This is a genomic window from Paenibacillus allorhizosphaerae (assembly GCF_042659105.1).
GTDB classification, from domain to species: Bacteria; Bacillota; Bacilli; order Paenibacillales; family NBRC-103111; genus Paenibacillus_G; species Paenibacillus_G allorhizosphaerae.
The window spans coordinates 977,151-997,651 of the sequence record NZ_JBHSRV010000001.1; the positions used below are offsets into that span (position 1 = coordinate 977,151).

The 20,501-nt window shown below is 50.8% G+C and carries 24 protein-coding genes; all 24 read right to left on the minus strand.

Features of this window, described 5'->3' with window-relative positions; all coding sequences use genetic code 11:
• Positions 1 to 50 precede the first annotated feature (50 nt).
• The gene (gene frr / locus ACFQI7_RS04170) at positions 51 to 605 is read right to left on the minus strand and encodes a ribosome recycling factor (protein ID WP_218097334.1); all 555 of its coding nucleotides are present in this window, start codon (positions 603 to 605) and stop codon (positions 51 to 53) included.
• A gap of 3 nt (positions 606 to 608) precedes the next feature.
• Positions 609 to 1,334, minus strand: a complete 726-nt coding sequence (pyrH, locus tag ACFQI7_RS04175) for a UMP kinase (RefSeq protein ID WP_218090371.1) — start codon at positions 1,332 to 1,334, stop codon at positions 609 to 611.
• Between the two features lie 92 nt (positions 1,335 to 1,426).
• Positions 1,427 to 2,077 (minus strand): translation elongation factor Ts, encoded by a 651-nt coding sequence (tsf, locus tag ACFQI7_RS04180; protein ID WP_218097333.1) that lies wholly within the window; start codon positions 2,075 to 2,077, stop codon positions 1,427 to 1,429.
• A gap of 92 nt (positions 2,078 to 2,169) precedes the next feature.
• A complete protein-coding gene (gene rpsB, locus ACFQI7_RS04185; protein WP_218090373.1) occupies positions 2,170 to 2,868 on the minus strand; it encodes a 30S ribosomal protein S2 in 699 nt (232 codons plus the stop codon).
• 211 nt (positions 2,869 to 3,079) lie between these two features.
• Positions 3,080 to 3,583, minus strand: a complete 504-nt coding sequence (locus tag ACFQI7_RS04190; protein WP_218097332.1) for an endolytic transglycosylase MltG — start codon at positions 3,581 to 3,583, stop codon at positions 3,080 to 3,082.
• Positions 3,573 to 4,178 (minus strand): DUF6115 domain-containing protein, encoded by a 606-nt coding sequence (locus ACFQI7_RS04195; protein ID WP_218097331.1) that lies wholly within the window; start codon positions 4,176 to 4,178, stop codon positions 3,573 to 3,575. Before ACFQI7_RS04195 ends, ACFQI7_RS04190 begins: the two co-directional genes overlap by 11 nt.
• A gap of 25 nt (positions 4,179 to 4,203) precedes the next feature.
• Positions 4,204 to 4,524, minus strand: a complete 321-nt coding sequence (locus ACFQI7_RS04200; RefSeq protein WP_218097330.1) for a hypothetical protein — start codon at positions 4,522 to 4,524, stop codon at positions 4,204 to 4,206.
• A gap of 39 nt (positions 4,525 to 4,563) precedes the next feature.
• Positions 4,564 to 5,973 carry a DUF342 domain-containing protein gene (locus tag ACFQI7_RS04205; protein WP_218097329.1) on the minus strand — a complete coding sequence of 470 codons (1,410 nt, stop codon included), beginning with the start codon at positions 5,971 to 5,973 and terminating at the stop codon, positions 4,564 to 4,566.
• A gap of 23 nt (positions 5,974 to 5,996) precedes the next feature.
• A complete protein-coding gene (locus tag ACFQI7_RS04210; protein WP_218097328.1) occupies positions 5,997 to 6,779 on the minus strand; it encodes a FliA/WhiG family RNA polymerase sigma factor in 783 nt (260 codons plus the stop codon).
• Positions 6,780 to 6,796: 17 nt separating this feature from the next.
• The gene (locus tag ACFQI7_RS04215) at positions 6,797 to 7,219 is read right to left on the minus strand and encodes a hypothetical protein (protein WP_230414640.1); all 423 of its coding nucleotides are present in this window, start codon (positions 7,217 to 7,219) and stop codon (positions 6,797 to 6,799) included.
• Positions 7,220 to 7,714, minus strand: coding sequence for a chemotaxis protein CheD (locus tag ACFQI7_RS04220; RefSeq protein ID WP_218097327.1), 495 nt, complete (start codon positions 7,712 to 7,714; stop codon positions 7,220 to 7,222). It lies immediately after the preceding gene.
• Positions 7,711 to 8,319 carry a chemotaxis protein CheC gene (locus tag ACFQI7_RS04225; protein WP_218097526.1) on the minus strand — a complete coding sequence of 203 codons (609 nt, stop codon included), beginning with the start codon at positions 8,317 to 8,319 and terminating at the stop codon, positions 7,711 to 7,713. The genes ACFQI7_RS04220 and ACFQI7_RS04225 overlap by 4 nt, the downstream gene beginning before the upstream one ends.
• 14 nt (positions 8,320 to 8,333) lie before the next feature.
• On the minus strand, positions 8,334 to 8,795 hold the full coding sequence (locus tag ACFQI7_RS04230; protein ID WP_218097326.1) for a chemotaxis protein CheW: 462 nt from the start codon (positions 8,793 to 8,795) through the stop codon (positions 8,334 to 8,336).
• Between the two features lie 46 nt (positions 8,796 to 8,841).
• Complete coding sequence (locus ACFQI7_RS04235) at positions 8,842 to 10,896, minus strand: chemotaxis protein CheA (RefSeq protein ID WP_218097325.1); 2,055 nt, start codon at positions 10,894 to 10,896, stop codon at positions 8,842 to 8,844.
• Positions 10,897 to 11,030: 134 nt separating this feature from the next.
• Positions 11,031 to 12,125, minus strand: coding sequence for a protein-glutamate methylesterase/protein-glutamine glutaminase (locus ACFQI7_RS04240; protein WP_218097324.1), 1,095 nt, complete (start codon positions 12,123 to 12,125; stop codon positions 11,031 to 11,033).
• A 48-nt stretch (positions 12,126 to 12,173) separates the two neighbouring features.
• The gene (locus ACFQI7_RS04245) at positions 12,174 to 13,046 is read right to left on the minus strand and encodes a MinD/ParA family protein (RefSeq protein WP_218097323.1); all 873 of its coding nucleotides are present in this window, start codon (positions 13,044 to 13,046) and stop codon (positions 12,174 to 12,176) included.
• Positions 13,039 to 14,415 carry a flagellar biosynthesis protein FlhF gene (flhF, locus tag ACFQI7_RS04250; RefSeq protein WP_218097322.1) on the minus strand — a complete coding sequence of 459 codons (1,377 nt, stop codon included), beginning with the start codon at positions 14,413 to 14,415 and terminating at the stop codon, positions 13,039 to 13,041. Before flhF ends, ACFQI7_RS04245 begins: the two co-directional genes overlap by 8 nt.
• Positions 14,412 to 16,445, minus strand: a complete 2,034-nt coding sequence (gene flhA / locus ACFQI7_RS04255) for a flagellar biosynthesis protein FlhA (RefSeq protein WP_218097321.1) — start codon at positions 16,443 to 16,445, stop codon at positions 14,412 to 14,414. Before flhA ends, flhF begins: the two co-directional genes overlap by 4 nt.
• A 27-nt stretch (positions 16,446 to 16,472) precedes the next feature.
• Positions 16,473 to 17,558, minus strand: coding sequence for a flagellar biosynthesis protein FlhB (flhB, locus tag ACFQI7_RS04260; RefSeq protein ID WP_218097320.1), 1,086 nt, complete (start codon positions 17,556 to 17,558; stop codon positions 16,473 to 16,475).
• A 15-nt stretch (positions 17,559 to 17,573) separates the two neighbouring features.
• Positions 17,574 to 18,353 (minus strand): flagellar biosynthetic protein FliR, encoded by a 780-nt coding sequence (gene fliR, locus ACFQI7_RS04265; RefSeq protein WP_218097319.1) that lies wholly within the window; start codon positions 18,351 to 18,353, stop codon positions 17,574 to 17,576.
• 11 nt (positions 18,354 to 18,364) lie between these two features.
• Positions 18,365 to 18,634: a flagellar biosynthesis protein FliQ gene (fliQ, locus tag ACFQI7_RS04270; RefSeq protein ID WP_218097318.1), complete on the minus strand. Its 270-nt coding sequence runs from the start codon at positions 18,632 to 18,634 to the stop codon at positions 18,365 to 18,367.
• A 25-nt stretch (positions 18,635 to 18,659) separates the two neighbouring features.
• Complete coding sequence (gene fliP / locus ACFQI7_RS04275; protein WP_377516746.1) at positions 18,660 to 19,382, minus strand: flagellar type III secretion system pore protein FliP; 723 nt, start codon at positions 19,380 to 19,382, stop codon at positions 18,660 to 18,662.
• A gap of 38 nt (positions 19,383 to 19,420) precedes the next feature.
• The gene (locus tag ACFQI7_RS04280) at positions 19,421 to 20,056 is read right to left on the minus strand and encodes a flagellar biosynthetic protein FliO (RefSeq protein WP_230414639.1); all 636 of its coding nucleotides are present in this window, start codon (positions 20,054 to 20,056) and stop codon (positions 19,421 to 19,423) included.
• A 53-nt stretch (positions 20,057 to 20,109) separates the two neighbouring features.
• Positions 20,110 to 20,472 carry a response regulator gene (locus ACFQI7_RS04285; RefSeq protein ID WP_218097317.1) on the minus strand — a complete coding sequence of 121 codons (363 nt, stop codon included), beginning with the start codon at positions 20,470 to 20,472 and terminating at the stop codon, positions 20,110 to 20,112.
• Positions 20,473 to 20,501 lie beyond the last annotated feature (29 nt).

Here is a 20,501-nt window from a genome sequence, read left to right on the forward strand (position 1 = left end):
CCCATCAGGAAAGACTAAAAGCCCCCTTCAGAAAGGGGGGTTCCTGCATTTTACACTTCGGTGATTTCTTTTTCTTTCGCCTGCAGCACTTTATCAACTTCGGCAATATATTTATCGGTAAATTTCTGGATATCCTCCTGGTGACGCCGGGATTCATCCTCGGAAATTCCTGTCTTTTCAAGTTTCTTGATTTCGTCGTTGGCATCGCGGCGAATGTTGCGAATGGCGACTTTCGCTTCTTCTCCGAACTTCTTGGTCATCTTGACAAGCTCGCCGCGGCGTTCTTCGGTTAATGCCGGAATAACGATCCGGATCGAGGAACCGTCATTCGAAGGCGTAAGACCGAGATCGGACTTCAAAATCGCCTTCTCAATGGCCGATACGGAGCTTTTATCCCAAGGCTGAATCATCAGTGTCCGCGAATCAGGCGTATTAATGTTGGCCAACTGGTTGACAGGCGTCATCGATCCGTAGTATTCCACCTGGATGCGGTCAAGCAGCGCCGGTGTAGCGCGTCCGGCCCGCAAGGTAGCCAGTTCCCGTTTGAGCGAACCAATCGCTTTCTCCATGCGGTCTTCCGCATTTTTCTTTATCGATTGCGGCATTGTTTACACGCTCCCTTTTACGATCGTGCCGATCTTTTCACCAAGCACCACACGCTTAATATTGCCGCTTTCAGTGATGGAGAATACGATCAGCGGAATGTTGTTATCCATACATAAGGAGGATGCGGTCGAATCCATCACACCCAAGTTTTTGTTCAATACTTCGAGGTATGTCAACGTTTCGAACTTTTGCGCGGAAGGATCTTTGAACGGATCGGCGGTATAAACGCCGTCTACTTTATTTTTGGCCATTAGGATGACCTCCGCCTCGATCTCCGCCGCTCGAAGCGCCGCGGTCGTGTCAGTAGAGAAATACGGATTGCCCGTCCCCGCCGCAAAAATAACAACCCGGCCTTTCTCCAAATGTCGGATCGCTCTTCTGCGGATGTAAGGCTCCGCAACCTGCTGCATTGTAATCGATGTTTGCACGCGTGTCGGTACGTCGATCGACTCCAGCGCGTCTTGAAGCGCCAGTGAGTTCATAACCGTTGCCAGCATCCCCATGTAATCGGCGGTCGCACGGTCGATCCCTTTGGCACTGCCGGCGATGCCGCGCCAAATATTGCCGCCGCCTACGACGATGGCTACCTCTACGTTCAGATCTACGACTTCTTTCACCTGTTGGGCGACCGTAGAGATCATTTCCGCGTCAATCCCGTACCCTTGCTGTCCGGCCAATGCTTCACCGCTTAATTTCAGCACGACTCTTTTAAATCTCGGACGTTCCAACCTTCATACCTCCATTTCGATCAACCCGAAAGCTTAAAAAAGAAGGAACACTAAGGTGTTCCCGCAGTAGTGTAACTATTTAATGGTTCGGCTTACAGCTTCACTTGAGACATAACTTCTTCAGCAAAGTTTTCTTGTTTCTTCTCCAGACCTTCGCCGAGCTCGTAACGAACGAAACGACGAATCGACAAGTTTTCGCCGATGGTAGAAATTTTCTCTTTCAACAATTGCTCCATCGTTTTGTCCGGATCTTTAATAAACGGCTGCTCAAGCAAGCAGTACTCTTCATAAAACTTGCTCAGACGGCCTTCCACGATTTTCTCAACGATTTTTTCCGGTTTGCCTTCGTTAAGCGCTTGGTTCGTCAAAATTTCGCGCTCTTTGTCCAGCGCCTCTTGAGGAACTTCGTCACGGCGAATATATTTTGGATTAGCTGCTGCGATTTGGAGAGCGACATCGCGTACGAACTCTCTGAACTGTTCGTTCTTGGCAACAAAGTCAGTTTCGCTGTTGACTTCAACCAATACGCCGATCCGGCCGCCGGCGTGAATATAGGACTCGATCAAGCCTTCGGTAGCAACCCGGCCTTCTTTTTTCGCCGCTGCCGCCAAGCCTTTTTCGCGCAAAATCTCGGATGCCTTGGTCAGATCGCCGTTCGCTTCTTCCAATGCTTTTTTGCAATCAAGCATGCCTGCTCCTGTTTTTTCGCGCAATTCTTTTACTGCTGCCGCACTTACTGCCATGATGTGGCCTCCTCTAAAATGGTATGTACCCTAAAAAAAGGGCGGTGAAAGGATTTTGCACCTTTGAACCACCCTTTCTTGTATTAGTTAGCTTAAGCTGTAGTTTGCTCACCTTGCTGCGATTCGATAACAGCATCGGCAATTTTTGCTGTAAGCAGCTTCACCGCGCGGATCGCGTCGTCGTTACCCGGAATGACATAGTCGATTTCGTCCGGATCGCAGTTCGTATCAACAATACCTACGATTGGAATACCCAGCTTGCGAGCTTCCGCAACAGCGATGCGCTCTTTGCGCGGGTCGATGACGAACAACGCGCTAGGCAAACCTTTCATATGAGAGATACCGCCGAGGAATTTCTCAAGGCGATCTTTTTCTTTGCGAAGGATGATAACTTCTTTCTTCGGCAGCACGTCGAAAGTGCCGTCCTCTTCCCATCTTTCCAGCTCATGCAAACGATCAATACGCTTTTGGATCGTTTGGAAGTTGGTCAGCGTACCGCCGAGCCAACGTTGGTTGATGTAGTACATGCCGCAGCGCTCAGCTTCTTCCTTAACGGAATCTTGCGCTTGCTTTTTTGTACCTACGAACAGGATCGTGCCGTTTTCTTCTGCAATCGACTTGACGAAGTTATAAGCTTCCTCAACTTTTTTAACCGTCTTTTGCAGGTCAATAATGTAAATTCCGTTTCTTTCGGTGAAGATGTATCGATCCATTTTCGGGTTCCAACGACGGGTCTGATGACCGAAGTGCACCCCAGCTTCAAGCAGCTGCTTCATGGAGATAACTGCCATCCTCACGCACCTCCTCTAATTTGGTTTTTGGTTTCCTCCGCCAATCGCATCTTCGCAGTAAGACTCCCGCCGGGAGCACCCTTACCGGAATTGATTCGCGTGTGGTTTTTAACACCGACAATTAATATATCATAACTGACATAGGGATGCAATACCTTGTCGAATAAGCGGGAAAGCAAAGATCAGATCCCGCCGAATCAAGATCTGATCTTCACTGCGCCGTTATTTTAGCGATCACTTGCTGTAGTTCCTGCGGCCCTTTAAACGCATGAATGCCGCTGACGATTTTATCGTTCAACTGCTTCTTGTTCATCTCATCCTCAAACGCCTTGCGGTCTGCGATGACGCCGCTCTGATACAGCACATCGGCAACCTGGTAGGAGACGAGACCTTTCGATATATAAATGTACGTTTCCTTCGGTGAAGCCGACGGTTGTGCGTCCCGCTTGTCTTTCTCTTCCTTCAGCTTCTGCTGAACGAACGAATCCAGCTGCGGCTGGGTGTACAGCTTCTCTGCTTTATCGAAGACTTGAAAATACTTGGAGGCCGCTTCCTTAATCTGCTTCTGATCCAAATCCATCGCCGTTGCATTCGGGACAGCCGAAACGGGCATCGTATGGCCCGCCGAAGACGCCGCATTCATCAGTTGAAGTAGGATAGCACCTATAATGAGGCCCGTGCCAAGCCCGTAAAGAAGCGATTTATTATTGCGCATGCGACCGCTCCTCCTGTTTGGCAAGCTGCAAAATCAGGTTGATTTCGCCCTTGTTCATTTGCAGTTTCCTCGCTATGAATTCCGTTGACTTGCCTTGCTCGTACAGCTGCAGCAATTCGCGGTAGCGATCCCTGATGTTAAGCGGCACATCAGCCGGCTCGGCTGCCTCTGCCCTGGGCTCGGACATGGCGGCGGCGAGAAGCGAAGCGGCTTGTCCGGCGGATTCCGTCCGTTTCGCCGAACTTGCCTCCGGCTGCGCTTCGAGAATGCCGTCGCGGTTTTGGAGCTGCTCCTGAAACACGCCGATACGGCTCAACTCCCCTTGCAAACGGTCATTTTGCTTTTCAAGCAGTTCAACGCGCGAAGCAAGCTTCGCGGAATAAAGCTCATATTCCTTCTTCGTATCGCCGAACATTTGAATGAGCGCTTTATTTTGTTCCTCCAGCTCCGTCGCAAAATGATCCATCGTCGCTTCGACATCGCTAAGCATATGTTCATCGCGTTTTGCCGCCGGCGTTCCGTTCTTCGGCATGATTTTGGCATAAACGATCAAAAGGAGCCCGAACAATACAATATAAACCCACGGTTTATCCATCAAAGCTTCACCTTTTCGTTGCAAATTAGAGCGATAAATCGATGTGGCGCCCTTTATATGGATGATCGCTTGCGGCGGGCGATTTCTTATCGCCGGAAGCCGCTTCCGGCGTCCGGCGCTTGCGGGACTGCCCCCCTTGCTGGCGTGCTCCGTCGTCTTTGACCGCAGCGCGATCCGCTTCTTCCGCCTTCCCGCTCACCTGTCGTTCTTTCACGGTGTTCTTGTCTGCCGCGTCCGATAAAACCGCCTGATCCTGTATCGGCTTCTGCATCAATTGATGCTGCTTTAAGCCCGCCTGATCATTTTTGTGAATCACAAACTGCAATTCGACCGGTTTTAAGCTCATACATCAACATCCCTTCCCGCTGCCGGGTGACAGCACGAGTTATATATAAGGGAGTATCGCGATATCGCCGTCAACCAACTGAAATTTCACGCGCGGCGAAGTATCCTTAATAAATTTCGTATATCGGCCGATCACGATTTTGGTTCCGCTGTATACGTTCGAGACGACTTCCACTTTCGCTTTATCGGAATCTTCGAGCGACTTCTCGATTTCCAGCATCCGTTCCTTGGATGCCGTCAACTCTTCATTGACTTGCTTTTTCGTATGATTCAGCTTAATGCGCATGGCCACCTTGTCGGGCCCGAGCTGCCCGGCCGCTGCCAACTGATCAAGCAGGGTGAGCGCTTTCTCGGTTTTGTCCATATTATCGCTAAGCGATTTGAGCGTAACCCGCAGCTGCTGCAGCTCATTGCGCAGTTCGGGCAATACGCCGACTTCGATGACGGTGATCGTGGACATCGAGTTGCCGATCGTTCGGCTCGCAACGTATTCTCCCGCTTGAATCATGCCGCCGACAATAAGGCCTTTCGTCCCTTTGCATATGACGTTCTTGCCGGAACGGATATGCGAATGCATGATGCTTTGCGTCACTAGTACCTCTTCCCCAGCCTCTACGGTAGCATCCTGAATGAAAGAGCACTTCACCCGTTTGCCGGCGCGAATGACGCTTTTGTTATGTCCGAGTATACCCGAGGTGATCTCGATCGAACCGCCCGCCTCAAGCTCGCCTCCGTCGACATTACCCGTGATGCGAATATCCCCGGCGGCCTTCACCTTAAACCCGGTCAATACGCTGCCGCGGATGACAACCGAGCCGACGAACTGAATATTTCCTATTTTATAATCGACATCCCCATTCACTTCGTAGATCGGAAACACATTGATCTTATCTCGATCGGTCTTCGTTACCATACCGTCAATGGCGGCATAAAGCGCCATTTGCTCCGGGTCGGTCACGACGTTTTTCCCAAGCTTAAAGTGCGCTTCCTTCCCGTCTCTGGCAAACAGCGGTTCGCCTGTGACAGCGCGGCCTGGGATTCCTTTCGCGGCCAGTGTCCGTTCTCCGATCAATTGGCCTTTACTTACATTGTGGATGGAAGTAACTTCCTTAAAGTCGACCGTACCGTCGCTAAGCTCCACCGGTTTTTTCGAACGATCGTCCAGATTATACAGCAGTTTAATTGACCCGTCTCCGCCATCTTTAGCCGGCTGACCGCTTGCGATCAGCGTCCGGGTTAAAAAGAACGGTTTCGGATCTTTCGCGATCGCCTCCAGCTTTTCTTCATCGATACCGGATACAATATGATACGAATTCAAAAAACCGTCAAGCTGTTCTCTCGTCAGCTGCAGCAATGGATCGCAATTCATAAACTCCAAATAGGCTTTCAGTTTGTCGTCCGAGAGCGTGATGTCCATATAGTAGCTCAATGGCATCGCCAAATCGCTCATCTAATCCCCCGCCTTTCATTCCATTAGTCATGAAACAACTGCCCCTTGTAACGGCTTAAAGATCCTCTTAACCGTAAAATCGCTTTGGAGTGCAGCTGCGATATTCTGGATGGTGAAAGATTCATGACTTCGGCGATTTCACTCAAGGATAACTCTTCATAATAAAAGAGAGAGACTACGGTTCTTTCTTTTTCCGTCAACTTATCAATGGCTTTGGCCAACGTTTCCTTCAAATAAAATTCGTTCACTTTCGATTCCGGGTTTTTCGCTTTTTCGTCGATCAGCAAGGAGAGCCGCGTCTCCGAATCTTCCTCGCGGATAGGCTCGTCGATCGAGCAAACGGTAGTCACCGCAATGTCCTGCACCATTTGCTGAAACTCGTTCTCGCTGATCAGGAGGTATTCGCTGATCTCGCTGTCGGTAACGGAGCGCAAATATTGCTGCTCCAGCTTCTGGTACGCATCTTCGATTTTCTTCGCCTTCTCCCGAACGGATCGCGGCACCCAGTCGCCTTGGCGAAGACTGTCGATCATGGCGCCGCGAATGCGCCAGGAAGCGTACGTTTCGAATTGAAGTCCGCGCTGGTAATCGAATTTTTCAATCGCATCGATTAAGCCCATTACGCCGCAGCTGGTCAAATCTTCCTTGGAAATGTTCTTCGGCAGTCCGATGGAAAGACGTCCCGAGACGTAATCGACAAGCGGTAAATACGTTTCGATCAGCGACTTCTTCGAGGCAAGATTCCCTTCTTCGCGCCACTCTTTCCAGACATCCATATTCGATAAGTGAGATTTTTGTCCAATCATGCCAGTCGACACCTCCCTTAATCTTCAGACATTCGTCGGACGGCCTGCGCGAGCTCTTCCGGTCCCGCATCCACTTTGGTAGAAAGCTTCGGCGGGTTCAGAGGAGAAAACTCCATACTCTGTGGAGAACCGTTCGAATTCATCGACTGCTTCAGCAAAAGATGCAGCTCTTCTTCTTCGTCCGGCGTGAGCGCATCCACAGAGGTTCCTTTCCCTTCTTCATCCGCTGGTTCTGTATCAAGAACAGAAAGTCCGTTTAATCCAGCGAATGTGCCGAGCAAATAACGGAATCCGAAGACAAGAACAAACAGGAACAGGAAACTGTACAAACTTCTAAGGAACGTCGTCAACCAAATGTTGCTGCCTATGGATAAAAGAAACGTTAAAAAAAATGCGATGCCACCCACAATAAAATTCCATCGAATCGATCCGATCATCATTTACAATTCCTTCACTCCGTGTTGTACACTGCGTATCACGAGAATGCCCGTCGCGCAATCCAGTTCAATGGTTCGCCCGTAGTTTGCGCCCGTATCTTCCCCTTTGACGGCAATGGCAAAACGCTGCAGCTGTTCTTTGCACGATTCCACATTCCGGGGACCGATACGCATCGTGTCGTTTTGATTGGCGAAGGCAAACATTTGCGCTCCGCCTGCCAGCTTCGCTACCATGCGCCGCGTCTGCCCGCCGAGCGCTTCCATGAGGCGAATCAGTTCGGGAATCGCGGTATCCGCGTATTTCGCAATATTGACCGCTCCTTCTCTGGCGATCTCCGAGCTCGGGAGCATGACATGCGCCATACCGGCCACTTTCGCATAAGCGTCGTAGAGGGTGACGCCGACACAGGAGCCTAATCCCGTCGTTTTGAGCACTCCGGTCATGCTCGCGACATTCAAATCAGCCATCCCTACTTTGATAAGGCTGTCTTGAATCATGGTTGCACACCGAGGGCGACGAATATTTTTCCGATGGATTCCGGGTCCGGAATGAGGAAAAAATGCCCCTTCATTTCATCCGGTCCGTCCAAAAACTTGGTATCGATCAACAGCGCCTGATCCCCCATATGGCCGAACTGCAATATCCCATAGCTCAATATCGCGCCCGCCATGTCGATGGCTAAAGACGGGACGGTGGGCGACATTTGCAGAAGGGTGAAATCCGCCAACGACGTTAAGTAGGAACCGGCCAAAATGTTGCCGATCTCGCTAAGTGCAGAAATTTCCAGCTCGGTGTATTCTTCTCCTTCCGCGACGTCAATTCCTGCCAGGCTGTGCAGCAGTTTTTTGGATGAATCGAGCGTCAGAATGAAGAACAAATTACCCGGCGTATCGCCTTCGACCCGAAGAAAGATGGCGATGACGACCTGTTCCGCGCCGCCGACGCTGTCTGCAATTTCTTCAAAAGGAACAATCCGCACGCTGGGGACGAGCATATCCACCGGTTTATCCAGTAGCTTGGACAGCGCGGTGGCCGCATGGCCTGCGCCGATATTTCCGATTTCCTTCAGCACGTCCAGATGAAATTCGGCAAAATTGTTCATATCTCCCACAAATGTTACCCCTCAATTTGCTCTAATTGAACGATTTCGCTCTTATTCAGCACTTCCTGCAGATTAAGTAAAACGAGCAGGCGGTTGTCGCCTACTTTGGCGATGCCTCGCAAATATTTGGCTTTAATGCCGCCGACAATTTCCGGCGGATCTTCAATCGTATCCGTATCGACGTCGATCACGTCGTTCGCGGAATCGACGATGAGCCCTACTTCGATGTCGCCTACGGCCACAATAATGACCCGGGTATTTTCGGTATAATCGGTTTCGGGCAGGCTGAACCGTCCCCGCAAATCGATGACCGGCGTTACGACGCCGCGTAAATTAATGACACCTTTCACAAATGCGGGAGTTTTCGGCACGCGCGTCATCGGCAGCATGCGTTCAATCGTTTTGACGCTATCCACCTCTACCCCGTATTCTTCATGCGCTAAAGCGAACACGATCACTTTCAGTTCTTGTCCCATGGTTTAGCCTCCTATAGGTTATCGTACGATGCGCCGGTTAAGGCAGCTATTTAATTAAGGCGTTCGTATCGATGATGAGCGCCACTTGTCCGTCTCCCAATATGGTGCCGCCGGAAATCGCAAACAGCCCCGTCAAATATTTGCCCAGCGACTTCAGGACGATTTCCTGTTGCCCGATAAATTCATCAACCTTCAATGCGGCAACCTTGTCCCCCTTGCGTATAATGACGATCTGAATATCTTCTTCCTGCGCTCCTTCTCCGCTGCCGGGCACGTCGAATAGTTTGGCGAGCGGGATCAACGGAACGACGCTATTGCGGTACTCTATCATCACGTTGCCGTGAACGGTACGAAGCTGATCTTTTCTAATCGCCATCGTCTCCACAATGGACGTCAGCGGAATCGCATATTTCTCTCCCGCCAGGCGAATCAGCATCGCGGAGATAATGGATAGCGTCAGCGGAAGCTGAACGGAAAACTTGGAGCCTTTCCCCCATTTGGAAGTCACTTCCACATGTCCGCCCAAGCTTTCGATTTTCGTCTTCACGACATCCAAACCGACGCCGCGACCGGAAATATCCGATATTTTATCAGCCGTGCTGAATCCCGAAGCGAAGATCAATTGCGTGATTTCAGCCTCAGTCATCCGGGAAGCCTGCTCTTTTGTCAGAACGCCGTTCTGAATGGCTTTATTCAACACTTTCTCGTGGTTCACTCCACGGCCGTCTTCCTCAATCTCGATAAACACGTGATTGCCGCTGTGAAACGCGCGCAAATAGATCGTCCCCGTCTCGGGCTTGCCGGCACTCAGCCGCTCTGCCGCCCTTTCGACGCCGTGGTCGACGGCATTGCGCAGAAGATGCACGAGCGGATCTCCGATTTCATCGATGACCGTCCGGTCCAGCTCCGTGTCGGCCCCGGTAATAATCAAATCGACTTTTTTATCCAATGATTTGGCTACGTCGCGAATCATTCTCGGGAACCGGTTAAATACGGTGTCGATCGGAACCATCCGCAGTTTCAATACAATGTTCTGCAAATCGCTGCTGACGCGCGCCATATGCTCCACGGTTTCCGTCAGTTCATTCCTGCGGATTTCGCTGGAAAGCTGCTCCAAGCGAACCCGGTCGATCAGCAGCTCGCTGAATAAGTTCATCAGCGCATCGAGCCGCTCGATGTCGACGCGGATCGTCCGGTTCGATACCGGCGCGCCCCCGGAAGCTGCAGGCTTCTTCGCTTCAGGCGCTTTGCCGCCATCCGATTTGCCCGATTGCAGCGCGGATGCACCGGACGGCTTCGCTTCCGCGACGACCGGCTTGGTCAATTCGCTCAGCTTTGCCTCATCCAGAACGGTAATCTCTACCTGATCGATTTCCGAGACGCTTGACAGTTGTTTTTCCAGCTCTGCTGTGTCGGTATGCGAAACGTAGTATACGGTGAAGAACCGGTCGAATTTTTCCTGCTCGATATCTTCTACCGCAGGATTCGATTTGATGACTTCTCCGTTCTGTTCCAGCACATTGAATACCATATAGGCGCGCGCGGCTTTCAATACGCAATCTTCCCGCACCGTTACGCCGATTCGCAACGCCATCATACCGGCTTCGATCGTTTGCTTGAGAATCGAAAATTGAAATTCATCCAGCTCGGCTCCGTTGTTGGAAGTGGACCCGGCTGCCGATGCCTTACTCCCTGCAGCCGCTTGTCCGCCCTTCGCATAATCTCCGGAAACGACGGACTTAAGCGCGGCGACGATCTCGGTGACATCCGCCTGCCCGGTACCGCCTTGGATAATGTCTTCGACCATCGATTCAAGCGCATCCAAACTTTTGAACAAGCAGTCGAAAATAAATGAATCCATTGCCAATTTATGATTGCGTACGAGGTCAAGCACATTTTCCATTTCATGCGTTAGCGAAGCCAAATCCTCAAAGCCCATCGTTGCGGACATCCCTTTCAGCGTATGCGCCGAACGGAAAATATTTTGAACGATGGCAATGTCTTCCGGACTGTTCTCCAGCCCGAGCAGATGCTCGTTCATCGCCTGCAGATGATCTCTGGACTCATCTATGAACATCGACAGGTATTGATTCATTTCCATATATCCCACACCTCCGTCAATAATCGTTGCCATGTATGTATGATTAGCGAAAAGTCCGTATCCGGAGCTTTTCGATGAAGATCGAATTCATAATTGCAAGCTCCCAGCGGATGCCGGCTTTAACATCGGCGCTGCTAGGATGAAGGGATAACGGTTTGTACCAGATGACCGCATATTTCATGCTGCGGCAAAATATGCGTGACGCACTTCAATTCGACGGCCGCCCGGGGCATCCCGTACACGATACAAGTATTCTCCGCTTCGGCAATGGTCGTCACGGCGCCGGCTTGTTTCAGCGCCAGCATCCCTTTGGCTCCGTCCGAGCCCATACCGGTCATCAGCACGGCGTGGCGCTTCAACTCCTTAAGCGGAAGCAGCGACTCGAACATGACATCGACGGAAGGACGATGGCCTCCGCGCGGATCTTCTTTGGTCAAATGAATCCGGTATGCACGCGCCCCGTTGCGAGCGATGCACATATGGTATCCCCCAGGAGCGACATAAGCCGTTCCCGCCTCAAGACTCATGCCGTTCTCAGCCTCCACCACCCGCAGATTGGAGATCGAGTCCAACCGTTGCGACAACGATTTGGTGAAATTGGGAGGCATATGCTGTACGATCACCACCGGCGCTGGAAAATGCTCCGGAAAACCGGAGAGCACTTGATGAAGCGCCCGCGGACCGCCCGTGGACGTGCCGATAGCGATCAAATGTTCGAATCCCGTTTGCCGATCCCGCCGGGGGGTCTCCGCGTTCCCTCTCGGCATCAACTTCGGCTTTTGCATTACCTTTGGAGCGGTCGGGACTGGACTTGTAAAATGGCTTACTTTCGTTTTGACCGCAATATGAAGCTTTTCCAGAAGAAGCCGCTTCACTTTGTAAAGATCAAGCGAGATCGAACCGGATGGCTTCCCGACAAAATCGATAGCGCCAAGCTCCAGCGCTTTGATTGTCTCTTGCGCTCCTTCCTGCGTTAAGCTGCTGAGCATAATGACAGGGACCGGGTGTTCTTTCATAATGACGCGCAGGGCATCCAGTCCATTCATTTCCGGCATTTCGATATCCATCGTCATGACGTGCGGCTTGAGCCGCTTCGCCATTTCAACGCCTTCTTTGCCGTTCTTAGCCGTACCCACTACCCGAAAGCCAGGATCTTCCGAAATGAGATCGAATATGATCTTCCTCATGAACACCGAGTCGTCCACTACCAGCACGTCAAAGGGCTGCATCGCAATCACTCCTCTTTGTTGTTGAAATTTCCGGCTAGCGTTCGGAACTCATGGTTTGAGAAACTTCATCATTTTGTTCAAGAAGCCTTTCACCGCGCCGTTTTGCGTTTCGTCCGGCAGCTGTTTCGCAATGAAATCGTCCGTCAGCTCATCGATCGATCTCGAAGCTTCGCTGGATGGATATGCAATGGTAAAAGGCACTTGCTTTTTCACCGCTTTGGATACGTTTCGGTCATCCGTAACATAACCGAGCGTCGGAATATCCAGCTGCAAAAACCGTTTGGCGACCATGCTGATTTTTTCGGCCGTCTGCCTACCTTCCCGCCGATCCGCTACGCGGTTGACGACGAGGCGAAACGGAATTTGATGATCCATGGCATGTACCATCTTGATAATCGCATAGGCATCCGTAATCGAGGTCGGCTCCGGTGTCGTGACGACGATCGTTTCCTGCGCGGCCAAAATGAATTTCAGCGTCTCCTTGGAAAGCCCTGCGCCCGTATCGAAAATAATATAATCGACATGTCCGTTTAACTGGCCGACTTGATCGGCGAAATAATCGAGCTGTTCCTCGGTCAACCGAATCAGGTCCTGAAACCCGGAGCCTCCGGCGATAAACTGCAACCCTTCCGGACCGTTCTGAACGATTTCCCATATCGTCTTTTCTTTTTTTAACAAATGGTACAAGTTGTATTTCGTGGGCATGCCCATCAGTACATCGATGTTGGCGAGCCCGATATCCGCATCAAACACGAGTACCTTGAACCCTTTTTTTTGCAGCGTCAGCGCAAAGTTGAGCGTAAAGTTGGATTTGCCGACTCCCCCCTTACCGCTGGTTACGGTGATGATCCTAGTCGATTTGAGCGGCTCTGCAGTTCGGTTACTGATCAGATTTCGAAGTCCTTGTGCCTGATCATTCATGGGTGATATCCTCCAAAATCAAATCGATGATTTGTTCTTCATTCAGCTCCACAATGTCATCCGGTACATTTTGTCCGTCGGTGACATAAGAGGTTAGCAAGCCGTAATCCCGAATCAAATTTACGATAGCGCCATAAGACTCGGTCTCGTCCATCTTCGTGAACAATACTTTGTCCAACTTGAAATTGCTGAAATTGTTCGTAATGGCACTCATATCTTTATATTTGGTCGTCATGCTTAGAACAAGGAACGTCTCGCTCTTCCCGCCGGATTGCAGCAGCGCGTTCAGCTCGGATACGTACATTTCGTTACGAAAGTTTCTTCCGGCCGTATCCATGAAAATCAAATCGCAATCCTTGAGCCGCTCAAACGCTTGATTCAAATCGAGCGGCGAGAAGACGACCTCCAGCGGCACGTTTAGAATCGTGCCGTACGTTTTGAGCTGCTCGACGGCTGCGATACGGTACGTGTCGGACGTAATGAAGCCGACTTTGCGGCGATGCTTCAACACCTGTTCGGCCGCGAGCTTGGCGATCGTTGTCGTCTTCCCGACGCCGGTCGGACCGACAAAGTGAGCGACACGCGTGTCCGGCGCGATCGTTTTCTTCCCTCTCGGCTGCAGAAGCTCAAGCAGCTGGCGCCGTACCGATTGCACTACAAATTCGGCGGTGAGTGGCACGTCCTCCGATCGGGCTTCTTCCGCGGCAGCGGACAACAGGTGCGCAACATAGTCCCGATCAACTTCCTGATCGATCAATCTTCGTTCGATCAGCATCAACGCCGGGTCTGCGGAAGGCTCCGCCGCTTGGGAAACGGACAGCCGCTGCATCATTTGTTTCATTTGCTTGATTTCCTCAAGCAGCAAATCTTCTCTGCCCGGCGGCATTCCGTTTCTTTGTTCTTTTACGGCAACGGCGCCTGTCTTTACCGGTACGGCAGCCTGCCGCAAAAAAGGCTGTTCCGCCGCAGGAGCAGCCGCATGCGCCATAACCGGAGCTGGCGTCGGTATCGGTGTCGTTGCCGGCGGTAAAACATCAGGCACTTCCGGAAAAGCTAGCGCCGCTCTGTCTTCACGGTGCATGCCGTATGCCGATGCCGCCGTTTGTCTGGATGTTTGCGGCGCGGTCGTCATGACCGGTGTCGCCGGCTTGGTAGGCGCGGTCGTCGGTTTCATCGGCGCCGGCGCACCTCCGGAGGCGGCGGTATCCGTTGCGGCGATCACCTCGATTTTCTTTTTGGCGAATAATCCGAGAAATCCGCCCGAACGTATTTCTTTCGTATTTAAGATGACCGCGTCTTTACCCAAATCCGTTCTTATTTTTTGAAGGGCATCCGGCATCGAGTCTACAACATACCGCTTCACTCTCATATATTAACAACCCCCATGCTTTGGATTTCGACATTCGGCTCCAGCTCGCTGTAGGACAACACCGGAATATCCTGCATGGTCCGTTCCATCAGCTGCCTCAAATACATGCGGATTGTCGGCGAAGTCAGCACAACCGGCTGCTGTCCCGCCTGCAAAAGCTTTGTTACCTGATCGGTAATCTTCTGATAAATAAGCTGTGTGGAACTAGGATCAAGCGCCAAGTAACTCCCCTGATCCGACTGTTGAACCGACTCGGCGATTTTTTTCTCCAGCGTAGGACCGACGGTAATAACTTTAAGCGAGTCGCCGCTGGTCGTGAACTGCTGCGTAATTTGCCGGGAGAGCGCCTGCCGGACATACTCGGTCAATATTTCCGGATCTTTCGTATATGTTCCGTAATCCGCCAGCGTCTCCAAAATGGTCACGAGATCGCGAACGGAAATTTTTTCCTTCAGCAGCTTGACCAGCACTTTCTGTACGTCGCCGGTCGAGAGAATGCTTGGGATAAGATCGTCCACGAGCGCCGGATAATTTTCTTTGACATTCTCGATAAGCGACTTCGTTTCCTGACGGCCGAGCAGCTCATGCGCATGCTTCTTGATGACCTCGGTCAAATGCGTGGCCACGACCGACGGCGGATCCACCACGGTATAGCCCGACAGCTCCGCCCGTTCCTTCGTCGCTTCGTCAATCCATAGCGCAGGCAAGCCGAATGCCGGTTCCATCGTATCGATCCCCGTAACGGATTCATCTTCGATGCCTGGACTCATGGCGAGGTAATGATTGAGCAGCAAGTCGCCGCGGGCAACGGTATTCCCTTTAATCTTGATCACATATTCGTTGGGCCGCAGCTGAATGTTGTCGCGAATCCGAATGACCGGAACGACAATGCCCAGCTCTAGCGCGCACTGTCGGCGAATGAGAATGATGCGGTCCAGTAAATCGCCGCCCTGCTGCGTATCCGCGAGGGGTATGAGGCCGTAACCGAATTCGAACTCGATCGGGTCCACCTGCAGCAGGCTGATGACACTCTCGGGGCTGCGCACTTCTTCGATCTGCTGTTCTTCCTCAAGCTGAACTTCCTGCTCTTGCCTGCGGGCCATCGTCTGCTGCATTTTAATAGAAGCAAAAACCAACAAACCGGCAATCGGAAACGTCGTGTAAAAATGGATCGGCGTAAATATGCCGAGGGCGGCAATCGTACCGGCCACAATATACAGCAGCTTCGGATACAAGAAAATTTGCGAAGTCAAATCCGATGCCAGATTCCCTTCGGATGCCGCTCTCGTGACGATGATGCCTGCGGCCGTAGAAATGAGAAGCGCCGGGATTTGGCTGACAAGCCCGTCGCCGATCGTAAGGATCGAATAAAGCTTCCCTGCTTCGCTTAGCGACATGCCTTTCATCGCCATCCCGATCACGAGTCCGCCCAAAATATTAATGAGCAGCATGATGATACCGGCGATCGCATCGCCTTTTACGAACTTGCTCGCACCGTCCATTGCACCGTAAAAATCCGCTTCCCGGGCGATTTTTTCCCGCCGTTCTTTTGCTTGATGCTCGTTGATGAGCCCCGCGTTCAAGTCGGCATCGATCGCCATCTGCTTACCTGGCATCGCATCGAGCGTAAACCTTGCCGCCACTTCGGCAACGCGCTCAGAACCTTTGGTAATGACGATAAACTGTACCAAAACCAGAATAATAAAGACAACAAAGCCGACGACGATGTTGCCCTGGGCTACGAAGGAACCAAAGGTTTTGACCACATTACCGGCATCCGCATTGGCAAGTATGTTTCTTGTCGTTGAAACGTTAAGTGCCAGGCGAAACAACGTGGTAATAAGCAGCAGCGACGGAAAGATGGAAAACTGCAGCGCGTCCTGCGTATTCATCCCGACCAAAATAATCATGAGCGCAATCGATATATTGATGATCAAAAGGACATCCAGCAGCCAAATCGGCAGCGGAACGACCATCATGAGCACAATACCGATAATACCGATCAGCACGACCAAATCTTTCGCTTTCATGCCGATGCCCCCTTTCTTGACGAATTTTTATTTGCCTTTCACTTGGTACACATATGCTAATACCTCGGCCACCGCCTGGAACATGTCAGCCGGAATCGACTCGCCGATCTCTACTTGAGCATACAGGGCTCGGGCCAGCGGTTTATTTTCCATCGTTATAATGCCGTTATCTTTGGCAACCTGCTTTATTTTGAGCGCAATGTAATCGGTCCCTTTGGCAATGACCGTCGGGGCTTGCATTTTGCCGGCATCGTACTGGATGGCAACGGCGAAGTGCGTCGGGTTGGTGATGACCACGTCCGCTTTCGGCACTTCCGCCATCATGCGCTGCAGTGCCATCCGTCGCTGTTTCTCACGGATTTTCCCTTTTACGAGCGGGTCCCCTTCCGACTTCTTGTATTCATCTTTAATGTCCTGTTTGGACATCTTCAAGCTTTTTTCATGCTCGTATTTCTGGTAAATATAGTCCAAAATCGCCATCACAATCAGGATGAAGCCGATTTTGATTCCGAGCTGCAGCGTAACGGACGAAGCATAAATCATTATTTCTTCAAGCGGCAGACGCGCGAGCTGCATAATGTGTTCTTTCTCGCCCCACAGCATCTGATACACGACTACGCCGATAATCGTCATCTTCAATACCGATTTCAGGAAATCGACCAGCGCTCTTAATGAAAACAGCTTCTTCGCGCCTTCCAGCGGATTGATCTTGCTGAACTTCATCATCAGCGGATCGCCGGTCATCAGAAATCCGATTTGCAAGTAGTTGCCGAGCACTGCAATGACGATGGAAATGAGAAAAATCGGTCCCATAATCAATAGCATCTGCACCGAAACGTTCTCGAACAGCACCATCACGTTACTCATCGATATATGGAGCGTCAAGAAATTGTAAAAGATCGATTGAAAGAGCGTTACCAGCCTTTCTTTCATAAATCCGCCGAGCAAATAGAACGATAGGAAAGAGAAAAACAAGATGAAGGCCGCAGGCAGTTCCATGCTTTTCGCCACTTGACCTTTTTTTCTGGCCTCTTGACGTTTCTTCGGCGTGGCGGGTTCCGTTTTTTCACCGGAAAACAGCTGCAGATCAAGTTGTAAGCGAAAAGACGACACAGCCGTTCCTCCGTTCTACGTTCTGAACAATCCGAAAAACTTCCCGATCGAATCGATCATCGAAGCGAACAAATCTTTGAAAATCAATTCATAGCCGGGAAACAGCAAAAGCAGCAACAAAAACCCGACAATGATCTTGATCGGAACTCCGACCACGAAAATATTAAATTGCGGTGCGACCCGCGCCAGCAAGCCGAGGCCCAGATCGGTCAAAAACAAAGCGACGACGATCGGCGCAGAGAGCTGGAAGCTTAAATAAAACACACTCGAGAATGTTTTCTCCATAAATGTCCATAATTGCCCGCTGTTATTTTTAACGAACAGTTCGTTGTCAAGCGGAATCCACTCGTAACTTCGCATAATGCCTTCGAGCAAATAGTGATGTCCGTTAAACGACAGAAACAGCAGCAGCGCGATGACATATTTAAAGTTTCCGATAATCGGGCTTTGCGCACCCGTCATCGGATCGATCACGTTTGCGATGCCAAAACCCATCTGAATATCGATGAATGCCCCTGCAATCTGCACGACCATGAAAAACATATAGGCGATAAAGCCGATGCACAGTCCGACTAACAGCTCCCGTATAATCGCCAAAATATAGAGCGAATCCATCGTGGCCGGCATGGTTGTCCCGAACCCGAAATAAGCGATAAACGAGACGAAAAACGCAAGCCCGATCTTAAACGGTCCCGGCACGTTTTGAGCCGAAAATACAGGTGAAATGATAAAAAACGAGCCAATCCGACAAAAAAACAGCAGAAATCCTGGAACATATTGCGTCAGCCAATCCATTAACCCACTACCTAACCTACGTATTTGTATAGATTATTCAACAGGTTATAGGTAAAGTCGACCAGCGTCGTAAGAATCCATGGTCCGAATATCAACAGCGCAAGCAGAACGACGACGATTTTCGGTACGAAAGCAAGCGTCTGCTCCTGAATTTGCGTTGTGGCCTGGAAGACGCTGATGATTAAACCGACGACGAGCGCCAGCACCATCATCGGCGCACTTGCCTTCAACGTAGTGTATACCGCCTCGCCGGCCAATCGGATAATAAATTCGGAAGTCAAATCATTTCTCCCCCTGACGGCCTATCTATGTGTTGAAGCTTAACAATAGCGACCGTACGACCAAATACCAGCCATCTACGAGGATGAACAGCAGCACTTTAAATGGCAGCGAGATCATGACAGGCGGGAGCATCATCATCCCCATCGCCATCAGCGTGCTGGCCACAACCATATCGATGACGAGAAACGGGATAAAGATCATAAAGCCCATCTGAAACGCGGTCTTCAGCTCGCTGATCGCATAAGCCGGAACAAGCGCCGTCAGCGGCGTATCTTCCACTCCGCTGGGCGGTGCCGCTTTGGAATAATCCAGGAACAGCTTTAAATCCTTTTGCCGCGTGTGCTGAAACATGAATTTCTTCATGGATACAGACGCTTTGTCCAGTGCCTCCATCTGCTGAATTTGTCCTTTTAAATAAGGCTGAACTGCCGTTTCGTTAATTTCTCCGAACGTCGGCGCCATAATGAAAAATGTCAGGAACAAGGCCAGTCCGATCAACATCTGGTTAGGCGGCATTTGCTGCGTACCGAGCGAAGTCCGTACAAAACCAAGGACGATCACGATTCTTGTGAAGCTTGTCATCAAAATCAGGACCGACGGTGCAATACTGAGGACGGTCACAAGAAGCAAAATCGTGATCGTACTGGATGCGCCTTCGGGGCTGTCCGAAGTGCCGATATCGATATTGATGCCTGGAATCGGATCCGCGGCTTGCGCGTGAAGCGGCAGCGCAAACCATAAGATCATGAGGAAGAGCAGTTGCAGAAAACGAATGCGATGGTTCATCATTTATCATTCAACCGATCCGTTTGTTTCTCTTCCTGCAGCCACTCGTCCATTTGTTCTTTGCGGTCTTTCATCCCTTGCAATTTCGTTTGAAACACCTGTTGAAACGTCGCTGTCATCTCGAGCTCCTCTTCTGCCGCAGGTTTGTTCCGAAACTTACCCAGCCAGCCTCCGATCGTCTCGAAGGCAGGTCCGGCATAAGACGTCCCCGGGGTCATCATCTCTATAAGGGCCGCCGCTTCTTCTTCATCCGAAATTTTCTCAAGCAGCTGAATATTATCGCCGACGCCTACGATATAGAGCGATTTGCCGATGACCACGACTTGAATCGATTTGTTTTGACCGAGCGGTAGTCCCCCAATGGAACGAATGGAACGGCCGGATAAAAAAGTAGATTTTTTAGCCAAGATCTTCACTATGACGAAAAAAATTCCGATAATAACAATAAGGAAAAAAAGTACTTTCACAATCATCATGAATGGTTCCGCTGAGCTGTTCCCCGTAAAATTGTCCGGAGAATCCACAAAACCCAAGTCCGGAGAGCCTGTCCCCGCTTCCCCATAACAAACAGCAGCCTTTGCTGTTTGTACCCACATGAAAACGGCTGCCGACAGCTTGGCTGCGAGTCTTTTCAAGGTTCACATTCCTTTCAGGCTGTGTCTCTTCTGCGGGTGCGCCGGTTTCGAATTTATCCGAGTGTTTTCTTAATCGCTTCGATTACGCGATCCGCCTGAAACGGCTTGACGATAAAATCTTTTGCCCCGGCCTGGATCGCGTCGATAACCATCGCCTGCTGCCCCATTGCGGAACACATGATCACCTTGGCGTTGGCGTCGATCTTCTTGATTTCCTTCAATGCATGAATACCGTCCATTTCGGGCATCGTGATATCCATCGTAATGAGATCGGGACGAAGTTCTTTAAATTTCTCGATCGCTTGCGCGCCGTCATTTGCCTCACCACAAACCTCATAACCGTTTTTCGTCAAAATGTCACGAATCATCATTCTCATAAAAGCTGCGTCGTCTACAATTAAAATCCGGTTTGCCATGGGTTATTTTTCCTCCTAAGCAGTTGCTT

Bases quoted from the DNA above. Each gene is read 5' to 3' on its own strand.
- ACFQI7_RS04190 (WP_218097332.1), bottom strand. From the start codon at position 3,583: ATGCGCAATAATAAATCGCTTCTTTACGGGCTTGGCACGGGCCTCATT.
- ACFQI7_RS04230 (WP_218097326.1), bottom strand. From the start codon at position 8,795: ATGGGACAAGAACTGAAAGTGATCGTGTTCGCTTTAGCGCATGAAGAA.
- fliR (WP_218097319.1), bottom strand. From the start codon at position 18,353: ATGGATTGGCTGACGCAATATGTTCCAGGATTTCTGCTGTTTTTTTGT.
- ACFQI7_RS04235 (WP_218097325.1), bottom strand. From the start codon at position 10,896: ATGGAAATGAATCAATACCTGTCGATGTTCATAGATGAGTCCAGAGAT.
- ACFQI7_RS04245 (WP_218097323.1), bottom strand. From the start codon at position 13,046: ATGAATGATCAGGCACAAGGACTTCGAAATCTGATCAGTAACCGAACT.
- fliP (WP_377516746.1), bottom strand. From the start codon at position 19,382: ATGATCTTATGGTTTGCGCTGCCGCTTCACGCGCAAGCCGCGGATCCG.
- ACFQI7_RS04285 (WP_218097317.1), bottom strand. From the start codon at position 20,472: ATGGCAAACCGGATTTTAATTGTAGACGACGCAGCTTTTATGAGAATG.
- ACFQI7_RS04220 (WP_218097327.1), bottom strand. From the start codon at position 7,714: ATGATTCAAGACAGCCTTATCAAAGTAGGGATGGCTGATTTGAATGTC.
- ACFQI7_RS04215 (WP_230414640.1), bottom strand. From the start codon at position 7,219: ATGATGATCGGATCGATTCGATGGAATTTTATTGTGGGTGGCATCGCA.
- flhA (WP_218097321.1), bottom strand. From the start codon at position 16,445: ATGAAAGCGAAAGATTTGGTCGTGCTGATCGGTATTATCGGTATTGTG.
- frr (WP_218097334.1), bottom strand. From the start codon at position 605: ATGCCGCAATCGATAAAGAAAAATGCGGAAGACCGCATGGAGAAAGCG.
- ACFQI7_RS04200 (WP_218097330.1), bottom strand. From the start codon at position 4,524: ATGAGCTTAAAACCGGTCGAATTGCAGTTTGTGATTCACAAAAATGAT.
- ACFQI7_RS04240 (WP_218097324.1), bottom strand. From the start codon at position 12,125: ATGCAGCCCTTTGACGTGCTGGTAGTGGACGACTCGGTGTTCATGAGG.
- flhF (WP_218097322.1), bottom strand. From the start codon at position 14,415: ATGAGAGTGAAGCGGTATGTTGTAGACTCGATGCCGGATGCCCTTCAA.
- ACFQI7_RS04205 (WP_218097329.1), bottom strand. From the start codon at position 5,973: ATGAGCGATTTGGCGATGCCATTGAGCTACTATATGGACATCACGCTC.
- ACFQI7_RS04195 (WP_218097331.1), bottom strand. From the start codon at position 4,178: ATGGATAAACCGTGGGTTTATATTGTATTGTTCGGGCTCCTTTTGATC.
- ACFQI7_RS04210 (WP_218097328.1), bottom strand. From the start codon at position 6,779: ATGATTGGACAAAAATCTCACTTATCGAATATGGATGTCTGGAAAGAG.
- rpsB (WP_218090373.1), bottom strand. From the start codon at position 2,868: ATGGCAGTTATCTCCATGAAGCAGCTGCTTGAAGCTGGGGTGCACTTC.
- tsf (WP_218097333.1), bottom strand. From the start codon at position 2,077: ATGGCAGTAAGTGCGGCAGCAGTAAAAGAATTGCGCGAAAAAACAGGA.
- ACFQI7_RS04225 (WP_218097526.1), bottom strand. From the start codon at position 8,319: ATGAACAATTTTGCCGAATTTCATCTGGACGTGCTGAAGGAAATCGGA.